The following is a 19671-nucleotide window of genomic DNA, read 5'->3' on the forward strand; positions in this document are numbered from 1 at the left end:
GATGGAGCACTTATGAGCAAGAAATACTTTGGTACTGACGGCATTCGTGGTCGAGTCGGTGAATACCCGATTACTCCTGACTTCATGCTCAAGCTCGGCTGGGCGGCCGGCATGGCCTTTCGCAAGATGGGCGCCTGCAAGGTGTTGGTCGGCAAGGACACGCGGATTTCCGGTTATATGTTCGAGTCGGCACTCGAGGCCGGCCTGACATCGGCGGGCGCTGATGTGATGCTGCTAGGCCCTATGCCGACGCCGGCTATCGCATATCTGTCGCGCACCTTCCAGGCTGAGGCCGGTATCGTGATCAGTGCCTCGCACAACCCGCATGACGATAACGGCATCAAATTTTTCTCCGGTAAGGGCACAAAGCTGCCGGATGAGCTGGAGTTGATGATCGAGGAATTGCTCGATACTCCGATGACCGTGGTCGAGTCGAGCAAAATCGGCAAGGTTTCGCGGATCAACGACGCATCGGGTCGCTACATCGAATTTTGCAAGAGCAGTGTGCCAACCGGTACCAGTTTTTCCGGCCTCAAAATAGTCATCGACTGTGCGCACGGCGCGACCTATAAAGTGGCTCCGAGTGTCTTCCGGGAGCTGGGTGCAGAAGTCGTCGTACTGTCGGCCCAGCCTAACGGTCTGAACATCAACGAGAATTGCGGCTCGACCCATATGGGGCAGCTGCAGGCGGCGGTACTGGCTGAACATGCTGATCTAGGTATTGCCTTTGATGGCGACGGTGATCGGGTTTTGATGGTCGATCACACGGGCGCCATCGTTGATGGCGACGAATTGTTGTTCATCATCGCTCGTGATCTGCATGAGCGTGGCAAATTGCAGGGCGGCGTGGTCGGTACATTGATGAGCAACCTGGGTCTGGAGTTGGCGCTGGCCGATCTTTCGATTCCGTTCATTCGTGCCAATGTCGGCGACCGCTACGTGATCGCCGAACTGCTTGAGCGCAATTGGCTGGTCGGTGGCGAGAATTCGGGGCATATCGTTTGCTTCAATCACACCACAACCGGTGATGCGATCATCGCGGCTTTGCAAGTGCTGATGGCACTGAAGACCCGCAATGAAGGACTGGCGCAAACACGTCAGGCTTTGCGCAAGTGTCCTCAGGTACTGATCAATGTGCGTTTCGGTGGTGGCGAAAGTCCGTTGGAACACCCGGCTGTCAAGGAAGCCAGTGCGCGTGTAACCCAGGCAATGGCCGGGCGCGGTCGTGTGCTTTTGCGCAAGTCCGGGACAGAGCCTCTGGTGCGCGTAATGGTCGAAGGCGAGGACGAAACTCAGGTTCGTAACTATGCCGAAGAGCTGGCAAAACTGGTAACTGAAGTTTCTGCCTGATTCGGCTTGCAAGCCATGATTGTGTTGGGTAACATCTGCGCCCACTTTGACCGACGAGGTACAGCATGCGTCGCCCTATGGTAGCTGGTAACTGGAAGATGCACGGTACCCGCGCCAGCGTCGCTGAGCTGATCAACGGCCTTCGTCATCTGGCCTTGCCAAGCGGTGTTGATGTCGCGGTATTTCCGCCTTGCTTGTATATCAATCAAGTGATTGATGGCTTGAAAGGCAAATCGATTTCGGTCGGTGCGCAGAATTCTGCGGTGGAAGCCATGCAAGGTGCATTGACCGGTGAAATTGCTCCGAGTCAGTTGGTGGATGCAGGTTGTTCCCTGGTACTTGTCGGGCACTCCGAACGCCGCCAGATAATGGGCGAGCGAGACGGTATGCTGAATCGCAAGTTCGCAGCGGCACAGGCATGCGGCTTGATTCCGGTGTTGTGCGTAGGGGAGACTCTCGAGCAGCGCGAAGCCGGGAAAACTCTTGAGGTTGTCGGGCGTCAGCTGGGCAGTATCATTGAGGAGCTGGGTGTAGGTGCCTTTGCCAAGGCAGTCATTGCTTACGAGCCTGTCTGGGCCATTGGTACCGGACTGACTGCAACGCCGCAACAGGCTCAGGATGTGCATAAAGCCATTCGCGAGCAGTTGGCGGCAGAGAATTCTGAAGTCGCACGAGGTGTGCGGCTTCTATACGGCGGCAGCGTGAAGGCGGCCAATGCGGTCGAACTGTTCGGCATGCCGGATATCGATGGGGGGCTCATTGGTGGAGCTTCCCTGAATGCAGATGAGTTCGGTGCGATCTGTCGCGCCGCGGGAAACTGAAAAAATGCTGGAAACAGTCGTAGTCGTTTTTCATCTGCTGGGTGCATTGGGCGTAGTTGCTCTGGTTTTGCTGCAGCAGGGTAAGGGTGCGGACGCTGGCGCGTCTTTCGGAGCAGGTGCTTCAAATACTGTGTTCGGAAGCCAAGGTTCCTCTACCTTTCTTAGTAAGTTTACTGCTATACTTGCCGCCGGTTTCTTCATAACCAGCTTGGGGTTAGGTTACTTTGCTAAAGAGAAGGCTCATCAGCTGACTCAGGCAGGTCTCCCAAATCCAGCAGTGTTGGAAGTACCTAAGCAGCAACAACCGGCTTCTGATGATGTCCCGGTGCTTCAAGAGCAAAAGTCGGCTACTCCAGCGACTGACGTACCTCCAGCTCAAGAGCAGAAGTAAGAAGGTTTCAAACGTAGTTTTGCCGAGGTGGTGGAATTGGTAGACACGCAACCTTGAGGTGGTTGTGCCCATAGGGTGTAGGGGTTCGAGTCCCCTTCTCGGTACCAATTAGTCAGGAGAGCCCGCTGTTGCGGGCTTTCTTGCAGGTGGAAGGTTACATTGACCCTATAAGGGATCGGTCGTATACTTCCGCCCCAGCTTTGTCGCGGGGTGGAGCAGTCTGGTAGCTCGTCGGGCTCATAACCCGAAGGTCGTCGGTTCAAATCCGGCCCCCGCAACCAGTTTAAGGAGCCCCTTTTAAGGGGCTTTTTGTTAGCTGGACACTTTCAACGCCGCTGTTCGACGGCGTTTCAAGGATGGGCGTTTAGCCCATTTTTTTATTTTGCAAAGCATGCACATATCATGCACTAGGGGGTTCAGGTGTCGAGCAAGCTAGAAGAGTTGCAGGCCTTGCTGGCCCCGGTGGTCGTGGCCCTGGGCTATGAATGCTGGGGTATCGAGTTTTCGGCTCAGGGTCGTCACTCGATGTTGCGCGTTTATATCGATAAAGAGGGCGGCGTGCTGGTGGACGATTGCGCCATTGTCAGCCGTCAGATCAGCGGTGTACTGGATGTTGAAGATCCTATCTCCGTTGAATACACCCTCGAAGTTTCCTCGCCTGGCATGGAGCGCCCACTGTTCACTCTTGAGCAGTTTGCAAAATTTGCCGGTGAACAAGTGAAGATCAAGCTGCGCTCGCCTTTTGAAGGTCGACGCAACTTTCAGGGCCTTCTGCGCGGTGTAGAAGAACAGGATGTCGTGGTGCAGGTAGATGACCATGAGTTCCTGTTGCCGATCGATATGATCGACAAGGCCAACATTATTCCCAGTTTTGACTGAGACGCGGATCCCGCGGATCCAATGGCTTGCGAAAGGCGAGGCGTACGATGAGCAAAGAAGTACTGCTGGTTGTTGAGTCGGTATCCAATGAAAAGGGCGTACCGGCGAGCGTAATTTTTGAAGCGCTGGAGCTGGCTCTGGCCACTGCTACCAAAAAGCGTTTTGAAGACGAAGTTGACCTGCGTGTGGAAATTAACCGCCACACCGGTTCTTACGAAACTTTCCGTCGCTGGACGGTCGTCGAAGAGAATGATCTCGACGATCCGGCCATCGAAACCTGGCCAACCAAGGTTGCTGAAACGCATCCAGGTGCCAAGGTTGGCGACGTCGTTGAAGAAAAGATCGAATCCATCGAGTTCGGCCGCATCGCTGCGCAGACTGCAAAGCAAGTCATCGTGCAGAAAGTTCGCGAAGCCGAGCGCGCTCAAGTGGTCGACGCTTATCGCGAGCGCCTGGGAGAAATCATCTCCGGCACCGTGAAAAAAGTCACCCGCGACAACGTGATCGTCGATCTGGGTAACAACGCTGAAGCGTTGCTGGCCCGTGAAGACATCATTTCTCGCGAAACTTTCCGTGTCGGCGTGCGTCTGCGTGCGCTGCTCAAGGAAATCCGCACCGAGAACCGCGGCCCGCAGCTGATCCTGTCGCGTACCGCGCCGGAAATGCTGATCGAGCTGTTCCGCATCGAAGTGCCGGAAATTGCCGAAGGCCTGATCGAAGTAATGGCAGCGTCCCGTGATCCGGGTTCGCGCGCCAAGATCGCCGTCCGCTCCAAGGACAAACGCATCGACCCGCAGGGCGCTTGCATCGGTATGCGCGGTTCGCGCGTCCAGGCAGTGTCGGGTGAGTTGGGCGGTGAGCGTGTTGATATCGTCCTCTGGGATGACAACCCGGCTCAGTTCGTGATCAACGCCATGTCCCCGGCTGAGGTTGCGGCAATTATCGTTGACGAAGATGCCCATGCAATGGACATCGCCGTTGGCGCAGACAATCTGGCTCAGGCCATCGGTCGCGGTGGTCAGAACGTGCGTCTGGCCAGCCAATTGACTGGCTGGACCCTGAACGTGATGACCGAATCGGACATCCAGGCTAAGCAGCAAGCAGAAACCGGCGACATCCTGCGCAACTTCATCGACGAGCTGGAAGTCGACGAAGACCTGGCACAGGTGCTGGTAGATGAAGGCTTCACCAGCCTGGAAGAGATTGCCTACGTACCGTTGGAAGAAATGCTCAACATCGACGGCTTTGACGAAGATACCGTCAACGAGCTTCGCGCTCGTGCCAAGGATCGTTTGTTGACCAAAGCCATCGCTACTGAGGAAAAGCTGGCAGACGCCCATCCGGCCGAAGACCTGCTCTCGCTTGAGGGTATGGACAAGGATTTGGCGATGGAACTGGCGGTGCGCGGCGTAATTACCCGCGAAGACCTGGCCGAGCAGTCTATTGACGACCTGCTCGACATCGACGGCATTGACGATGATCGTGCCGGCAAGTTGATCATGGCCGCCCGAGCCCACTGGTTCGAGTAATTAGGCGCGGCCTGAGGAGAGAAGTGCATGACGCAAGTCACGGTGAAACAACTGGCCGATGAGGTCAAAACACCGGTAGAGCGCCTGTTGCAGCAGATGCGTGAGGCAGGTCTGCCGCACACCGCCGCCGAAGAAAATGTGACTGACAGTGAGAAGCAGTCCCTGCTGACTCACTTGAAAAGCAGCCACAAGGCGAAAGTGGAAGAACCACGCAAGATCACGCTGCAGCGTAAAACCACCAGCACCCTGCGTGTGGCTGGTAGCAAAAGCATCAGCGTAGAAGTTCGCAAAAAGAAAGTTTTCGTACAGCGTAGCCCGGAAGAAATCGAAGCCGAACGCAAGCGTGAACTGGATGAGCGTCGCGCAGTAGAAAATGCTGCTCGTCAGAAGGCTGAAGAAGAAGCCAAGCAGCGCGCCGAAGAAGAAGCGCGCCGCCAGCCTGCTGCTGCGCAGACCGCTACCAGCGACGCCGTTGCGGCGCCGGCTGCAGCTGCCGAACCTGTTCGCGAAAGCGCGCCGGTGGTTGCCGCTGCTCCAGCTCCGTCTGCTGATGTTCGCAACAAGCAGAACGAACAGCGCCGTCCTGACAAGCCGCGTGCCGACGACAACAATCGTCGCAGCGGTGGTGGTGATGGCGAGCGCAAAAACGCTCCGCATCGCGCATCGGTCAAAGAAAAAGCGCCGGCTCCACGTGTGGCGCCACGCACTACCGACGAAGAAAGCGATGGCTTCCGTCGCGGTGGTCGCGGCAAGGCCAAGCTGAAGAAGCGCAACGCCCACGGTTTCCAGAGCCCAACCGGCCCTGTCGTGCGTGATGTGCAGATCGGTGAGACCATCACTGTTGGCGATCTCGCCAATCAGATGTCGGTCAAGGCTGCTGAAATCATCAAGTTCATGTTCAAACTGGGTACTCCAGCGACCATCAACCAGGTGCTTGATCAGGAAACTGCTCAACTGGTAGCCGAAGAACTGGGCCACAAAGTGACCCTGGTCAGCGACACCGCTCTGGAAGATTCCCTGGCCGAGTCCCTGAAGTTTGAAGGTGAGTCGTTCTCCCGTGCGCCAGTCGTGACCGTAATGGGCCACGTTGACCACGGTAAAACTTCCCTGCTCGACTACATCCGTCGTGCCAAGGTAGCTGCTGGCGAAGCCGGTGGTATCACCCAGCACATCGGTGCATACCACGTTGAAACCGAACGCGGCATGGTCACCTTCCTCGATACCCCGGGTCACGCTGCGTTTACCGCAATGCGTGCTCGTGGTGCCAAGGCGACCGACATCGTGATTCTGGTGGTTGCAGCGGACGATGGCGTGATGCCGCAGACCATTGAAGCTGTTCAGCACGCAGTAGCGGCTGGTGTTCCACTGGTTGTTGCAGTGAACAAAATCGACAAGCCGGGCGCCGATCTTGATCGCATCCGTAGCGAGCTGTCGGTTCACGGCGTGACTTCCGAAGAGTGGGGCGGTGATACGCCGTTCGTACCGGTGTCGGCGAAAGTCGGTACTGGCGTGGACGAGCTGCTTGAAGCCGTTCTGCTGCAAGCTGAAGTTCTCGAACTGAAAGCAACTCCATCGGCTCCTGGCCGTGGCGTTGTGGTTGAATCGCGTCTCGACAAAGGTCGTGGCCCGGTTGCAACCGTTCTGGTTCAAGACGGTACCCTGCGCCAAGGCGACATGGTCCTGGTCGGTTCGAACTATGGCCGTGTGCGTGCCATGCTCGACGAGAACGGCAAGCCAATCAAGGAAGCCGGTCCTTCCATCCCTGTCGAGATCCTCGGCCTGGACGGTACTCCGGACGCTGGCGACGAGATGAGCGTGGTTGCCGACGAGAAGAAAGCCCGTGAAGTGGCTCTGTTCCGTCAAGGCAAGTTCCGCGAAGTCAAATTGGCTCGCGCTCATGCTGGCAAGCTGGAAAACATCTTCGAAAACATGGGTCAGGCCGAGAAGAAGACGCTCAACATCGTCCTCAAGTCCGACGTCCGTGGTTCGCTGGAAGCGTTGAACGGTGCCTTGAATGGCCTGGGCAACGACGAAGTACAAGTGCGCGTAGTGGGCGGCGGCGTTGGTGGTATCACCGAGTCCGACGCTAACCTGGCACTGGCTTCCAACGCTGTACTGTTCGGCTTCAACGTGCGTGCCGATGCTGGCGCACGGAAGATCGTCGAGCAGGAAGGTCTGGACATGCGTTACTACAACGTGATCTACGACATCATCGAAGACGTCAAGAAAGCCCTGACCGGCATGCTCGGCAGCGATGTTCGCGAGAACATCCTGGGTGTGGCCGAAGTGCGTGACGTGTTCCGTTCGCCGAAGTTTGGCGCGATCGCTGGTTGCATGGTGATCGAAGGTGTTGTGCACCGTAACCGTCCGATCCGTGTACTGCGTGAAGACATCGTTATCTTCGAAGGCGAGCTGGAATCCCTGCGCCGCTTCAAGGATGACGCTTCCGAAGTACGTGCCGGCATGGAATGCGGTATCGGCGTGAAGAGCTACAACGACGTCAAAGTCGGCGACAAGATCGAAGTCTTCGAGAAGGTTCAGGTTGCTCGCAGCCTCTAACTCGCGCACTTCAGGAGCCGTGATGGTCGGCCGCACTCAACAGTGTGGCGCATCACCCGGACTCTAAACGCAACGCCCGGTCTGGCTTTTGTCAGGCCGGGCGTTTGCCGCTTTCAGACCTTGCGGGTTTCGCCGCGGGGCAGTAACAGGTAACAAAATCATGGCAAAAGAATACAGCCGTACCCAACGTATCGGCGATCAGATGCAGCGCGAGCTGGCTCAACTGATCCGTCGCGAAGTCAAAGACCCGCGCGTCGGCCTGGTCACCATTACCGCAGTAGAAGTCAGCCGTGACGTTGGTCACGCGAAGATCTTCATCACCGTGATGGGCCAGGACAACGCCGAAGATATCGCGCAAAGCATCAAGGTGCTGAATGCCGCCGCAGGTTTCCTGCGGATGCAACTGGCCCGTGAAATGAAACTGCGCAGCGTGCCGCAATTGCACTTCCACTACGACGAATCCGTTGTCCGTGGTGCGCACCTGTCGGCCCTGATCGAGCGTGCCGTGGCTGAAGACAATCAGCATCCGGTCGCTGCTGAACCTGAAGACACCAAGGAGTAATTCGGTGGCTCAGGTCAAACGTATCCGTCGTAACGTCAGCGGTATCATCTTGCTCGACAAGCCGTTGGGGTTCACCTCCAACGCCGCGTTGCAGAAGGTTCGCTGGCTGCTCAATGCCGAGAAGGCCGGTCACACCGGCAGCCTCGATCCATTGGCCACCGGTGTCTTGCCGTTGTGCTTTGGTGAGGCCACCAAGTTCTCGCAGTACCTGCTCGATTCCGACAAGGCTTATGAAACCCTGGCGCAGCTGGGCAAGACCACCACCACGGCGGATGCCGAAGGTGAAGTTTTGCAGGAGCGCCCGGTGACCGTTGGTCGCACCGATGTAGAAGCAGCATTGCCGAAATTTCGTGGGCAAATCAGTCAGATACCGCCGATGTACTCGGCGCTCAAGCGTGATGGCCAGCCGCTGTACAAGTTGGCGCGTGCAGGCGAAGTAGTGGAGCGCGAACCGCGTTCTGTTACTATTGCGCGCTTGGAATTACTGGCCTTCGAAGGCGATACTGCGCGACTTGCGGTGGATTGCAGCAAAGGCACCTATATTCGCACCCTGGTGGAGGATATCGGTGAGCAACTCGGTTGTGGTGCGTACGTCGCTGAATTGCGCCGTACCCAGGCCGGGCCTTTCACCCTGGCGCAGACCGTGACCCTCGAAGAGCTTGAAGCGGTTCATGCCGAAGGCGGCAACGAAGCGGTTGATCGCTTCCTGATGCCATCGGACAGCGGCCTGCAGGATTGGCCACTGCTGCACTTCTCGGAAGCGAGCGCGTTCTACTGGCTCAACGGCCAGCCGGTGCGTGCCCCGGATGCTCCGAAGTTCGGCATGGTGCGGGTACAGGATCACAATGGTCGCTTCATCGGTATCGGTGAAGTGAGCGAAGACGGGCGCATTGCGCCACGTCGACTGATTCGGTCGGAATGACCGAAACCGGTCTGTGTCAAAGCAGGCTGGCGAGGGTGGCTGTCAACAGGCACGGTCACTACTCATTTATAGATACAGGGATTTGTCCCTGGCCTGTTGAAGTTGTTTCTTTGAAACAGCTTCCTGATAAAAGGATTGCCTCATGGCTCTCGACGTTCAAGAAAAAGCTCAAATCGTTGCTGACTACCAGCAAGCTGTTGGTGACACTGGTTCGCCAGAAGTGCAAGTTGCACTGCTGACCCACAACATCAACAAGCTGCAAGGTCACTTCAAGGCCAACGGTAAAGATCACCACTCCCGTCGTGGTCTGATCCGCATGGTAAACCAGCGTCGCAAGCTGCTGGACTACCTGAAAGGCAAGGATCTGGGTCGTTATCAGACTCTGATCGGTCGCCTGGGTCTGCGTCGCTAATCAGCGATTGCGCTATGAGGTTGGTTGTCTGTCGGACGTCTGCGGTTTACCGCCGACGGCTTGCAGGCTCCCAGCCTCAAGTTTTATCTGGATACACGTTTTACCCTGGACAGGCGTTGGGCCGATTCCCGACATTGCCCAAGAATTCGCAAGAAACCAGTTCCCCCAAGAGCCACAAAGAAGGTAGGACACCGTGAACCCGGTAATCAAAAAATTCCAGTTCGGTCAATCGACCGTTACCCTCGAGACTGGCCGTATCGCCCGTCAGGCCTCCGGCGCAGTATTGGTCACCGTTGACGACGACGTCAGCGTATTGGTGACTGTAGTCGGTGCAAAACAAGCCGATCCAGGCAAGGGCTTCTTCCCTCTGTCGGTTCACTACCAGGAAAAGACTTACGCTGCCGGTAAGATCCCTGGCGGTTTCTTCAAGCGTGAAGGCCGTCCTTCCGAGAAAGAAACCCTGACTTCCCGACTGATCGACCGTCCGATCCGTCCGCTGTTCCCAGAAGGCTTCATGAACGAAGTGCAGGTTGTCTGCACCGTCGTTTCCACCAGCAAAAAGACCGATCCGGACATCGCTGCGATGATCGGTACCTCGGCTGCCCTGGCCATCTCGGGCATTCCGTTCGACGGCCCGATCGGCGCCGCTCGCGTAGCTTTCCACGAAAGCACCGGCTACCTGCTGAACCCGACTTACGAGCAGCAAGCAGCTTCGAGCCTGGACATGGTCGTTGCCGGTACTTCCGACGCCGTACTGATGGTTGAATCGGAAGCCAAAGAGCTGACCGAAGACCAGATGCTGGGCGCGGTACTGTTTGCTCACGACGAGTTCCAGGTTGTGATCAACGCGGTTAAAGAACTGGCTGCCGAAGCTGCCAAGCCAACCTGGACCTGGGCTCCTGCGCCAGAAGCCACCGAACTGCTGGGCGCTATCCGTGCCGAGTTCGGCGAGGCGATCTCCCAGGCTTACACCATCACCGTCAAGGCCGACCGTTATGCGCGTCTGGGCGAGCTGAAGGATCAAGTCGTTGCCAAGCTGTCCGGTGAAGAAGGCCAGCCTTCTTCCAGCGAAGTCAAAGCCGCTTTCGGCGAAATCGAATACCGCACCGTTCGCGAAAACATCGTTAACGGCAAGCCACGTATCGACGGTCGCGACACCAAAACCGTACGTCCGCTGAACATCGAAGTCGGCGTTCTGCCGAAGACTCACGGTTCGGCGCTGTTCACCCGTGGTGAAACCCAGGCTCTGGTAGTCGCGACTCTGGGCACCGCCCGTGACGCACAGCTGCTGGACACCCTGGAAGGCGAGAAAAAAGACCCGTTCATGCTGCACTACAACTTCCCTCCGTTCTCGGTGGGCGAGTGTGGTCGCATGGGTGGCGCTGGTCGTCGTGAAATCGGTCACGGCCGTCTGGCCCGTCGTTCGGTTTCGGCCATGCTACCAGCCGCTGACGTGTTCCCGTACACCATCCGTGTGGTTTCGGAAATCACCGAATCCAACGGTTCTAGCTCGATGGCTTCCGTTTGCGGCGCTTCCCTGGCCCTGATGGACGCTGGTGTGCCGATGAAAGCACCGGTTGCCGGTATCGCCATGGGTCTGGTTAAAGAAGGCGAGAAATTTGCCGTCCTGACCGACATCCTTGGTGACGAAGACCACCTGGGCGACATGGACTTCAAAGTAGCCGGTACCGCCAAAGGCGTTACTGCGCTGCAGATGGACATCAAGATCAAGGGCATCACCGAAGAGATCATGGAAATCGCTCTGGGCCAAGCCCTGGAAGCGCGCCTGAATATCCTCGGTCAGATGAACCAGATCATCGGCCAGTCGCGTACCGAACTGTCGGCCAACGCTCCGACCATGATCGCGATGAAAATCGACACCGACAAGATCCGTGACGTTATCGGTAAAGGTGGCGCGACCATCCGTGCGATCTGCGAAGAAACCAAGGCTTCGATCGACATCGAAGACGACGGTTCGATCAAGATCTTCGGCGAAACCAAGGAAGCCGCTGAAGCTGCACGTCAGCGCGTTCTGGGTATCACCGCTGAAGCCGAGATCGGCAAGATCTACGTGGGCAAGGTTGAGCGCATCGTCGACTTCGGCGCATTCGTCAACATCCTGCCGGGCAAGGACGGTCTGGTGCACATCTCGATGCTGAGCGACGCTCGCGTAGAGAAAGTGACCGACATCCTGAAAGAAGGCCAGGAAGTGGAAGTGCTGGTACTGGACGTGGACAACCGCGGCCGTATCAAGCTGTCCATCAAAGACGTGGCAGCAGCCAAGGCTTCGGGCGTTTAATCAGCCCAAAGCGTTAGCGCAATAAAAATGCCCCGCCGTGAAAACGGCGGGGCATTTTTTTGTCTGCGAAATATCGGGACATTCTGCGAAGTTGCCGGACTTCAAGACCGGTGCTAGGTTTAGCCCACCGCCCGTGTAGCTCAGCCGGTAGAGCAGCGCACTCGTAACGCGAAGGTCGCAGGTTCGATTCCTGTCTCGGGCACCACATCAACGTTCGTCGGCGTTCGGCGACTCTCACACCCGCCCAAAACAGGCCGTCCAACGCGGCCTTTTTCTTTCGCTCTTTCGTTGCGTGCCGCGCAGGCCCTGTTGCGGAGGGCTGTCCAGGCAGAAAGCAGTCCTCATGCGCCGGCTCGGTACGAAACCGGAATCAAACAAATGCTTTCGAATATCTGTCGATGCCTCGAAGAACGTAGCGGAGGGGCGTGACCCCGACGGGATGGCGCAAGGGAGCGTGACGATTCCGTCGCATTGCTTCTAATTTTCCTACCGGTAATGATGGCGAGCAGATATTATCCGCTCGCTTTTCGCATGGAAGTGTGTGTGCTGGACGCGCACTCAGTGACGAGGTTCTTCGGAGCCGGATAAAAAGAGAAATTAGATGATGTCCACCAACCGCAAGCCAATAGAAAACCTAAAGCCATTAACGAGCTTAAGATTCTTCGCCGCATTCATGATTGTCGTTTGGCACTCAGTTATGTTTTACCCATGGTTCGCAGGGGTTCCATCCTTCCTGACGCATGGAGTTAGTTTCTTTTTTGTTCTGTCAGGATTTATTCTGACGCACGTTTACACATCAAAAAAGCCATCGGGATACTTTGGCTTTATTCGTGATCGCCTTGCCAGGCTCTGGCCGGTCCATATATTCGCATTGTGTTTCCTCGTGATGTTCGTGCGTCCAGATGCAATTACCTTCGACGGGGAAGGGCTATTTGCTAAGTCAGTTCAGCTAGCCTTGAATCTGACGCTGATGCAGTCAATATTCCCCTTTGACAAGATCATGTTTTCCTGGAATGCCGTGTCGTGGAGCATTTCAACCGAAGTTTTTTTCTATCTTGCGTTTCCGTTTCTTGTAATCGGAATAAGAAAGAACTGGGCAATCAAACTTCTTGTCGCCATTTTTATTTCAACTGCTTTCGTCTTTGCAATGACCGCATTTTCCAAGACGCAAACAGGTCAGGAAGTCGGCATTAATATGTTTTATGCGGCTTACTCCAATCCTTTGTTTCGTGGTGTTGAGTTTGTTCTAGGCATGTCGCTCTGGGTGGTTTGGGATAAATACATCCGAAACTACGAGGCATCATATTTGGTCTGGAGCGCAGTCGAGATAGTAGCTGTCTTGTTTGCAGCATGGTGGATTTGTTACGGTGCCGAACATGCTATTAGCTATCTAGGTGACTTTGAATCTCCAAGACTTATGGCAAATACAATGGGTTCAGCCTGGGTGTTTGCAATACTGATTGGAGCGGTAGCCTCTGGTCGTGGAGTTGTTGGCTCTATCCTTAGTAACCGGGTTTTGGTTTATCTCGGCGAAATCAGCTTTTCAATTTACATGATTCATCAAGTCTTACTGAAGGTGTTCGCTTACTCGTTTTCAAAGGATTTGCAAGTCACCCCACTTATGTATTTTTCTGCGTTGCTGTTCTTGGCGTCGGCCAGCTACCTGATGATCGAGAAGCCAGCTCAGCGTCTGCTGCGATCCAATAAGAAACCAAAGGAACAGGAAGTCGCCACGCAGGGAGCTCAACTTCAGAATGTGAGCTGATTTCTAACAGTCGGTGTTCTTTGCGCAATGGCTCTCCAGTGGAGAGCCATCGCTTCATCAATAAGCCCCTTGGCGCTATTTATCCAATAGATGCTGGGGTTTTCCGTCTGGGTTGAGGTTCCTGTCTCAACACCATTTTCTCTACTTTACCTTGCGGCTCAGATCCTCGACGGTACGTTTGAGCTGATCCATCGCCCGATCCTGATCGTTGATTTTCTGCTTCAGATTCGAAATCTCGCTGCTGTTCGAGTTGGAACTGGAGCCACTGTTGCGCTTGAGGTCTTCGACCTGACGACCTAGCGTGTCCAGTTCACGGTCCTGGTCTTTGACCTTGTTTTTCAGATCATCGATTTCCTTGCCGCTGGAGCTGGAGTTCGAACCGTTGCTGCGTTTGAGCTCTTCGATCTGCCGCGACTGGTCACTGATCGTGTCGCGCATTTTTTGCAGTTCGTCGACGCTGATGTCGCTTCTGATGACGACATCTTTGCCGTAATCGTTGTGAATCAGGGCAACCTTGTCGCCGTAGGAGGAACTGCTACTGCTCAACTCGACAGCCATTGCGTTTGCAGGCAGGGCCAGAACAGCCATCAGCGCGGTAGCGGGCACAACAGAGAGAATCTTCGAAAAGCTGCGCATCACTGGTTTTCCTTGTGAACAGCGGAGACGTGCCGAAGTGGCACATCGCTATGACTCGAAATCCGCATTTATGTTCCGCAGGTCAACTTTTTGTGCGAGAGATGTAAAGAGCCGTGTAATTCGTCATGCAAACGTCCTATATTCGGTGCCTGCATGAGCATCGCCCAGCAGTTTTCAGATGATCCCGAATGGTTCCGAAGGCCGGAAAAATCCGCGTCAGAGAGATCCTTGATGATCCAGATCCATCCTCCATTCTTACGATCAGCGAGAACGCCATGACCGAATTAACTCAAGAGCAACGTCACGAACAAGCGCTGGAAAAGTACATTCTGGACGTACCGGACCTGAAGGAAGAGATCAAGGATCTCAGTCCCGATGATCAGAAAGATCAGATTCAGTGGGCCTTCGAAGACGAGGCCGAAGCCCAGGGCCTGCAGCCGTGGGAGCTGACACTCAAGTACACGAGCACGCCGCAGGAGTTCGAGGCACAGCGCCTTGTGCTGCACAAAGAGGCGGCCGAAGTGCTGGGTGTCGAGTGGGACGAGTACTGCGAGATGAATAATCTGGTGGTCTGAAACAAAAACGCCAGCCTCAACCGGGCTGGCGTTTTTTATTGCGTGAATCCTTCAGAGGCTCAAGCGCATCGACAGGTCCACCGCTTTGACATCCTTGGTCATCGCGCCGATCGAGATGTAGTCCACCCCGGTTTCGGCGATCGGCAGCAGTGTGCTTTCGTTGATGCCGCCGCTGGCTTCCAGTTTCGCCTTGCCGCCGTTCAGGCGCACGGCTTCGCGCATGTCATCCAGGCTCAGTTCATCGAGCATGATGATGTCAGCGCCGGCGGCCAGTGCCTCTTTCAGCTCCTCCAGACTTTCCACTTCGACTTCCACCGGTTTGCCCGGCGCAATCTTGTGCGCGGCGGCAATGGCCTGCGGGATGCCACCGCTGGCGGCGATGTGGTTTTCCTTGATCAGGAACGCGTCGTACAGACCGATGCGATGGTTGTGGCAGCCACCGCAGGTCACCGCGTATTTCTGCGCCAACCGCAGGCCTGGCAGGGTTTTTCGGGTGTCGAGCAACTTGACCTGAGTGGTGCCGACGAAATCGGCCAGGTACTGCGCGCGCGTGGCCACACCGGACAGCAGTTGCAGGAAGTTCAGCGCACTGCGTTCACCGGTCAGCAGCGAACGGGCCGGGCCTTCCAGATGAAATAGCGGTTGATTGGGCTTTACCCGCTCGCCATCGATCACTTGCCAGTGCACCGCGACCCGCGGATCAAGCTGGCGAAACACTGCATCGACCCAAGCGGTGCCGCAGATGACAGCCGCGTCGCGAGTGATGATGGTGGCTTTGGCCAGACGTTCGGCCGGGATCAGTTGCGCGGTAATGTCGCCGCTGCCGATGTCTTCGAGCAACGCACGGCGCACGTTGGCTTCGATTTCGGCGGTCAAATCGGCGAGACGTAGATTCGGCATAACGGGCTCCACAAACAAAGTGGTTCGATTATAGGGGCATGGCGCGAGCCAACCCAAGGCGAGAACGCGCGTGGCAGCCTGCATCCGGTCGATTTTCTTTGAGCAAAACCGGCCAGGCGTGGTCACTGAAAGGGGCTGTATAGGGGAAACCCTGACGGCTCTGGCGCCGGGTGCAAGTTATGAAAGATAATTCGCCTTGCATTTGACGTCATAGCTTTGACGTGCAGGGCGGCCAAAGTTGTTGAGACCTGTGGGAGCGAGCTTGCTCGCGAAAGCGCAGTGTCAGTCACCAACAATGTCACTGACAGATCGCCTTCGCGAGCAAGCTCGCTCCCACAGGAGGCTTATGTTGAAAGTGACCGAACGAATCACCGTTTCAGGAGGCTTGGATGCACAACGACGGGAAAGTAGTGCCTTTGCACAAGGCTGCTACCGATCAGGCGAATCATTCGCCGCTCGCCCGCCTGCCTGTGATTCTGCTTCAGGTTCGCGACAAGGCTGCCCAGCAACTGCGTCACGGTTTGCAGGAACTGTTCGATAACGCCGACGACACACTGTTTGAAATGGCCGACCGGGCGCGCAACGACATTGAGCAGAACATCTTTTTCGAAGCCATGCGCGACCTGCGTCTCAAGCGTAAAAACATCGAGCGCGGCTTTCTTGAGCAATTCTTCGAAGCCTTCGTCGGTCTGACGCAATACGATCCCACGCACAACACGCTGCCCCATGCCTTGATATACGATGAGTTGGCCCCCCGCAGCGACGACATGGAGCGCAGCGTGGCGGTCGAGACCATGGTCGGTCGCGTACTCAAGCGTGACGGCTTCGCGCTCGATCAACTGACCGCGCGGCTTAACGCGCTGCTCGGCAACACCCTCGACGATCAACACAACCCGCTTGGCCCGGCGATGCTTTGCGAGTTTTTCCTGCAGGCCGGGCGAAACCTGGGCGTGGAGATCAAGGTCAAGCTGATCCTGCTCAAACTCTTCGAGCGTTATGTCTTGACCGACACCGAGCAGCTTTACGCCGAAGCCAATCAATTGCTGCTCGCCACCGGAGTGTTGCCCGAGCTGAAAGCGGCCCCGGCGCGCCGTGCGATTGATCGTGCGATCGCCAATGTGAACAGCGATGAAAGCGACGACACGCCGCCCGTCGACGAAGGCGTGCAGGAGGTTTTCGCCGCACTGCAGCAACTGCTCGCGCACGTCCGTGGCAGTGTCGCGCCGACGCTGGAATCCAGCGTTGCGGCGCAGCCGATTTCCACTCGCGACCTGCTGCGCCTGCTCTCGCATTTGCAACAGTACGTGCCGACGCTGGCGGCTCAGGATGACTTCGATCTGCGCAATCAGCTCGAACAACTGCTGACCCGGGTCAGCGTCAGAAGTGGCAAATCGCGGATCGTGGGCGATGCGGACGAAGACGTGATCAATCTGATTGCCATGGTCTTCGACTGCATTCTTGAAGACCGCAATGTGCCGGATTCGCTTAAGGCGCTGATCGCCCGGTTGCAGATCCCGATGCTCAAGGTCGCGGTGCTCGACAAGAGTTTCTTCAGCCGCAGCAGTCATCCGGCGCGGCGCCTGCTCAACGAAATCGCCGAGGCGGCCATGGGCTGGGGCGGCTGCGACGGTGAGGCGCGTGACAGCTTGTACCTGCGTATCGAACAAGTGGTGCAGCGTCTGCTGACCGATTTTGTCGATGATCCGGCGATTTTCTCCGAGTTACTGGCTGATTTTCTCGCCTTCACCAGCGATGAGCGCCGCCGCAGCGAGTTGCTTGAACAGCGCCTGCGTGACGCCGAAGAGGGGCGAGCGAAAACCGAGCTGGCGCGGCGCCGGGTCGAGCGGGCGTTGAATCAAGCGCTGCTGGGTAAAGTACTTCCACCGTCCGTGGTCACCTTCGTACAGGACGCCTGGAGCAAAGTATTGCTGTTGACGTGCCTCAAGCATGGTGATCAGTCAGCCGAATGGCAGGCCGATGTGCAGACCATGGCGCAATTGATCTGGAGTGTGCAGCGTCATGAAGACGCTGAATCCAGCTTGCGCTTGCTGGCACTGGTGCCGGGGTTGCTCAAGTCGCTGCGTGATGGTCTGAACAGTTCGGCGTTTGATCCCTTTGCCACCAGCGAGTTTTTCAGTGAACTGGAAGCCCTGCATGTGCAGGTGCTGGAGCGTTCCGTTGCGGCTGATCAGGCCGCGCCCATGATCGAGGTGTCGCAGCAGATCGTGCTGCAAACCGCCGACGACAGCAGCATGGCATTGACGTCGGTACGCTTGCCCCACGATGCCGCCGGTCTGCGCCAGGTCGAGCAACTGCGCCTGGGCAGTTGGGTGGCGTTTCAGGAAGACGATGAACACAGTCTGCGCTGCAAACTGGCGGCCATCATCGAAGCCACCGGCAAGTATGTATTTGTCGATCGCACCGGCATGAAGGTGCTGGAGCGCAGCCGCAGCGCGCTGGCCGTGGAATTCGAGCGCGGCGCGGTACGTGCGCTGGATGACACCTTGCTGTTCGACCGCGCGCTGGAGTCGGTGCTGGGCAATCTGCGGCGACTCAATCGCGGCAAGTGATCGCGCGCCGGGGGCCGATCGCGGCATACTGGGCGCCTACACAGTCGGCGTTGAAGGAATCGGTATGCAGTTGGATCCCGCTAGCGGGTGGTGTCACGGGGTGCAGGTCTGCCCATCGCCCAACTTCAATGAACGCCCGGCGGGCGAAATTTCCCTGTTGGTCATTCACAACATCAGCCTGCCGCCGGCGCAGTTTGCCACGGGCAAGGTGCAGGAGTTTTTCCAGAATCGTCTGGATGTCACCGAACACCCCTACTTTGCAGGGATCGCTGACCTGCGCGTCTCGGCGCATTTTCTGATTGAACGTGACGGCAAGGTCACCCAGTTTGTCTCCTGTCTTGAGCGGGCGTGGCATGCCGGCGTGTCGGTCTTCGAAGGACGGGAAACCTGTAACGATTTTTCCGTGGGCATCGAGCTCGAAGGCACTGATGATCTACCGTTCACCGACGCGCAGTATCAGGCGTTGACGGCGTTGACCCGCCAATTGCAAAGCGCATTTCCGGCCATCACCGGCGCCCGCATTTGTGGGCACAGCGATATAGCACCCGGGCGTAAGACCGATCCTGGCCCGGCATTCGACTGGGCGCGTTATCGCGCAGCCCTGGCACAAGAGGAAGGACAATGAGTTTTCTGGTGTTACTGCTGGCGTTGTGGATCGAGAAGTTTTCGGCCCTGCGCCATCGGGTTCAACGCGATGGCGGATGGATCCGCGAACTGAACAAACTCGAAACCAGCGCGCGGCTGGCCAAACAGCCCTGGCTGGTGCTGACGATTCTGGTGCTGTTTCCGGTGGCGTTGCTGGCGCTGTTGCTAGTGGTGCTGGAACCGGTGGCCTACGGCTTGCTGGCGTTGCCGGTGCATTTGCTGGTGGTGATTTACAGTCTGGGGCGCGGCGACTTGCTTGGCGGTCTTGGGCCGTTTCGCGATGCCTGGCGCCGCGAGGATCTGCAAGCGGCGGCACATGTGGCCAAACGCGATCTGAACATTTGCGCCGACAGCGGCGAGCAGTTGCTTGAAAGCGTGCAGGGGCATCTGCTGTGGCAGGCTTATCAGAGCTTTTTTGCGGTGATCTTCTGGTATTTCGTGCTCGGCCCGGTGGCGGCATTGGCGTATCGCCTGCTGGCGCTGGCGCAGGAACACGGGCAGAACCCGGCATTGGTCGAGCGTGCCGCGCAACTGCGGCATGCCTTTGACTGGCTGCCGGTACGTTTGCTGGCCGCGAGTCTGGCGCTGGTCGGCAACTTTGTCGCGGTCAGTCGGGTGATGCTGCATGAATTGCTCAACTGGAACATCAGCGCGGCGCAACTGATCAACCGGGTCGGTCTGGCGGCGGGGGAGATTCCACCTCCCGTGGTCGGGCCGGACGGCATCAACACCCTCGATTGCCTGTGGGAACTGCTGCTGCGCGCGGCGGTGCTGTGGTATGCCGGGTTTGCCTTGTGGACGGTTCTGGTTCACTGATTTAAAGAAAGATCAAAAGATCGCAGCCTGCGGTAGCTCC

17 protein-coding genes and 3 tRNA genes are annotated in these 19671 nt (G+C 57.0%); 18 read left to right on the forward strand and 2 right to left on the reverse strand.

Going from position 1 to position 19671, the window contains the following annotated elements; genetic code table 11:
* Nucleotides 1-12 precede the first annotated feature (12 nt).
* From glmM to ACM6JQ_RS07010, 14 genes are all read left to right on the forward strand, one after another.
* Nucleotides 13-1350 carry a phosphoglucosamine mutase gene (gene glmM, locus ACM6JQ_RS06945; protein ID WP_064119464.1) on the forward strand — a complete coding sequence of 446 codons (1338 nt, stop codon included), beginning with the start codon at nucleotides 13-15 and terminating at the stop codon, nucleotides 1348-1350.
* 65 nt (nucleotides 1351-1415) lie between these two features.
* Nucleotides 1416-2171 (forward strand): triose-phosphate isomerase, encoded by a 756-nt coding sequence (tpiA, locus tag ACM6JQ_RS06950; RefSeq protein WP_007915248.1) that lies wholly within the window; start codon nucleotides 1416-1418, stop codon nucleotides 2169-2171.
* 4 nt (nucleotides 2172-2175) lie between these two features.
* A complete protein-coding gene (secG, locus tag ACM6JQ_RS06955; protein ID WP_016986497.1) occupies nucleotides 2176-2562 on the forward strand; it encodes a preprotein translocase subunit SecG in 387 nt (128 codons plus the stop codon).
* Between the two features lie 21 nt (nucleotides 2563-2583).
* A tRNA-Leu gene (locus ACM6JQ_RS06960) sits at nucleotides 2584-2669 on the forward strand.
* 97 nt (nucleotides 2670-2766) lie between these two features.
* Nucleotides 2767-2843, forward strand: a tRNA-Met gene (locus ACM6JQ_RS06965).
* 139 nt (nucleotides 2844-2982) lie between these two features.
* A complete protein-coding gene (rimP, locus tag ACM6JQ_RS06970) occupies nucleotides 2983-3441 on the forward strand; it encodes a ribosome maturation factor RimP (protein WP_007915250.1) in 459 nt (152 codons plus the stop codon).
* 47 nt (nucleotides 3442-3488) lie between these two features.
* On the forward strand, nucleotides 3489-4970 hold the full coding sequence (nusA, locus tag ACM6JQ_RS06975; RefSeq protein WP_007915252.1) for a transcription termination factor NusA: 1482 nt from the start codon (nucleotides 3489-3491) through the stop codon (nucleotides 4968-4970).
* 27 nt (nucleotides 4971-4997) lie between these two features.
* Nucleotides 4998-7529: a translation initiation factor IF-2 gene (gene infB / locus ACM6JQ_RS06980; protein WP_007915253.1), complete on the forward strand. Its 2532-nt coding sequence runs from the start codon at nucleotides 4998-5000 to the stop codon at nucleotides 7527-7529.
* A gap of 160 nt (nucleotides 7530-7689) precedes the next feature.
* On the forward strand, nucleotides 7690-8091 hold the full coding sequence (rbfA, locus tag ACM6JQ_RS06985) for a 30S ribosome-binding factor RbfA (protein WP_007915259.1): 402 nt from the start codon (nucleotides 7690-7692) through the stop codon (nucleotides 8089-8091).
* A gap of 4 nt (nucleotides 8092-8095) precedes the next feature.
* Entirely contained in the window at nucleotides 8096-9013 is a 918-nt protein-coding gene (gene truB, locus ACM6JQ_RS06990; RefSeq protein WP_053117035.1) for a tRNA pseudouridine(55) synthase TruB, read from the forward strand.
* 142 nt (nucleotides 9014-9155) lie between these two features.
* Nucleotides 9156-9425, forward strand: a complete 270-nt coding sequence (gene rpsO / locus ACM6JQ_RS06995; RefSeq protein WP_003177875.1) for a 30S ribosomal protein S15 — start codon at nucleotides 9156-9158, stop codon at nucleotides 9423-9425.
* Between the two features lie 193 nt (nucleotides 9426-9618).
* A complete protein-coding gene (gene pnp, locus ACM6JQ_RS07000; protein ID WP_007915263.1) occupies nucleotides 9619-11724 on the forward strand; it encodes a polyribonucleotide nucleotidyltransferase in 2106 nt (701 codons plus the stop codon).
* A gap of 129 nt (nucleotides 11725-11853) precedes the next feature.
* Nucleotides 11854-11929: transfer RNA gene (locus tag ACM6JQ_RS07005), tRNA-Thr, on the forward strand.
* Nucleotides 11930-12328: 399 nt separating this feature from the next.
* Complete coding sequence (locus ACM6JQ_RS07010; RefSeq protein WP_414893464.1) at nucleotides 12329-13489, forward strand: acyltransferase family protein; 1161 nt, start codon at nucleotides 12329-12331, stop codon at nucleotides 13487-13489.
* Between the two features lie 141 nt (nucleotides 13490-13630).
* On the opposite strand, the gene ACM6JQ_RS07015 is transcribed toward ACM6JQ_RS07010, so the two are convergent.
* Nucleotides 13631-14125 (reverse strand): hypothetical protein, encoded by a 495-nt coding sequence (locus ACM6JQ_RS07015; protein ID WP_007915265.1) that lies wholly within the window; start codon nucleotides 14123-14125, stop codon nucleotides 13631-13633.
* A gap of 275 nt (nucleotides 14126-14400) precedes the next feature.
* Between ACM6JQ_RS07015 and ACM6JQ_RS07020 the strand changes: the two genes are divergently transcribed.
* The gene (locus tag ACM6JQ_RS07020; RefSeq protein WP_095114218.1) at nucleotides 14401-14700 is read left to right on the forward strand and encodes a DUF6388 family protein; all 300 of its coding nucleotides are present in this window, start codon (nucleotides 14401-14403) and stop codon (nucleotides 14698-14700) included.
* Nucleotides 14701-14751: 51 nt separating this feature from the next.
* On the opposite strand, the gene nadC is transcribed toward ACM6JQ_RS07020, so the two are convergent.
* Entirely contained in the window at nucleotides 14752-15600 is an 849-nt protein-coding gene (nadC, locus tag ACM6JQ_RS07025) for a carboxylating nicotinate-nucleotide diphosphorylase (RefSeq protein WP_007915269.1), read from the reverse strand.
* Between the two features lie 389 nt (nucleotides 15601-15989).
* Between nadC and ACM6JQ_RS07030 the strand changes: the two genes are divergently transcribed.
* The 3 genes from ACM6JQ_RS07030 (at nucleotide 15990) to ampE (ending at nucleotide 19631) form a co-directional block, all read left to right on the forward strand.
* Entirely contained in the window at nucleotides 15990-18170 is a 2181-nt protein-coding gene (locus tag ACM6JQ_RS07030; RefSeq protein WP_414893465.1) for a DUF1631 domain-containing protein, read from the forward strand.
* A 64-nt stretch (nucleotides 18171-18234) separates the two neighbouring features.
* A complete protein-coding gene (gene ampD, locus ACM6JQ_RS07035; protein WP_007915273.1) occupies nucleotides 18235-18795 on the forward strand; it encodes a 1,6-anhydro-N-acetylmuramyl-L-alanine amidase AmpD in 561 nt (186 codons plus the stop codon).
* Nucleotides 18792-19631: a regulatory signaling modulator protein AmpE gene (gene ampE, locus ACM6JQ_RS07040; RefSeq protein ID WP_007915275.1), complete on the forward strand. Its 840-nt coding sequence runs from the start codon at nucleotides 18792-18794 to the stop codon at nucleotides 19629-19631. Before ampD ends, ampE begins: the two co-directional genes overlap by 4 nt.
* Nucleotides 19632-19671 lie beyond the last annotated feature (40 nt).

This window comes from Pseudomonas sp. IT-232MI5 (genome assembly GCF_949767845.1).
GTDB lineage: Bacteria > Pseudomonadota > Gammaproteobacteria > Pseudomonadales > Pseudomonadaceae > Aquipseudomonas.

Excerpts from the sequence above, each read along its gene's own strand:
- tpiA (WP_007915248.1), top strand. The coding sequence starts at position 1,416 with ATGCGTCGCCCTATGGTAGCTGGTAACTGGAAGATGCACGGTACCCGC.
- ACM6JQ_RS07020 (WP_095114218.1), top strand. The coding sequence starts at position 14,401 with ATGACCGAATTAACTCAAGAGCAACGTCACGAACAAGCGCTGGAAAAG.
- glmM (WP_064119464.1), top strand. The coding sequence starts at position 13 with ATGAGCAAGAAATACTTTGGTACTGACGGCATTCGTGGTCGAGTCGGT.
- ampD (WP_007915273.1), top strand. The coding sequence starts at position 18,235 with ATGCAGTTGGATCCCGCTAGCGGGTGGTGTCACGGGGTGCAGGTCTGC.
- nadC (WP_007915269.1), bottom strand. The coding sequence starts at position 15,600 with ATGCCGAATCTACGTCTCGCCGATTTGACCGCCGAAATCGAAGCCAAC.
- ACM6JQ_RS07010 (WP_414893464.1), top strand. The coding sequence starts at position 12,329 with ATGTCCACCAACCGCAAGCCAATAGAAAACCTAAAGCCATTAACGAGC.
- ACM6JQ_RS07030 (WP_414893465.1), top strand. The coding sequence starts at position 15,990 with ATGCACAACGACGGGAAAGTAGTGCCTTTGCACAAGGCTGCTACCGAT.
- ampE (WP_007915275.1), top strand. The coding sequence starts at position 18,792 with ATGAGTTTTCTGGTGTTACTGCTGGCGTTGTGGATCGAGAAGTTTTCG.
- ACM6JQ_RS07015 (WP_007915265.1), bottom strand. The coding sequence starts at position 14,125 with ATGCGCAGCTTTTCGAAGATTCTCTCTGTTGTGCCCGCTACCGCGCTG.
- rbfA (WP_007915259.1), top strand. The coding sequence starts at position 7,690 with ATGGCAAAAGAATACAGCCGTACCCAACGTATCGGCGATCAGATGCAG.
- nusA (WP_007915252.1), top strand. The coding sequence starts at position 3,489 with ATGAGCAAAGAAGTACTGCTGGTTGTTGAGTCGGTATCCAATGAAAAG.
- secG (WP_016986497.1), top strand. The coding sequence starts at position 2,176 with ATGCTGGAAACAGTCGTAGTCGTTTTTCATCTGCTGGGTGCATTGGGC.
- rpsO (WP_003177875.1), top strand. The coding sequence starts at position 9,156 with ATGGCTCTCGACGTTCAAGAAAAAGCTCAAATCGTTGCTGACTACCAG.
- infB (WP_007915253.1), top strand. The coding sequence starts at position 4,998 with ATGACGCAAGTCACGGTGAAACAACTGGCCGATGAGGTCAAAACACCG.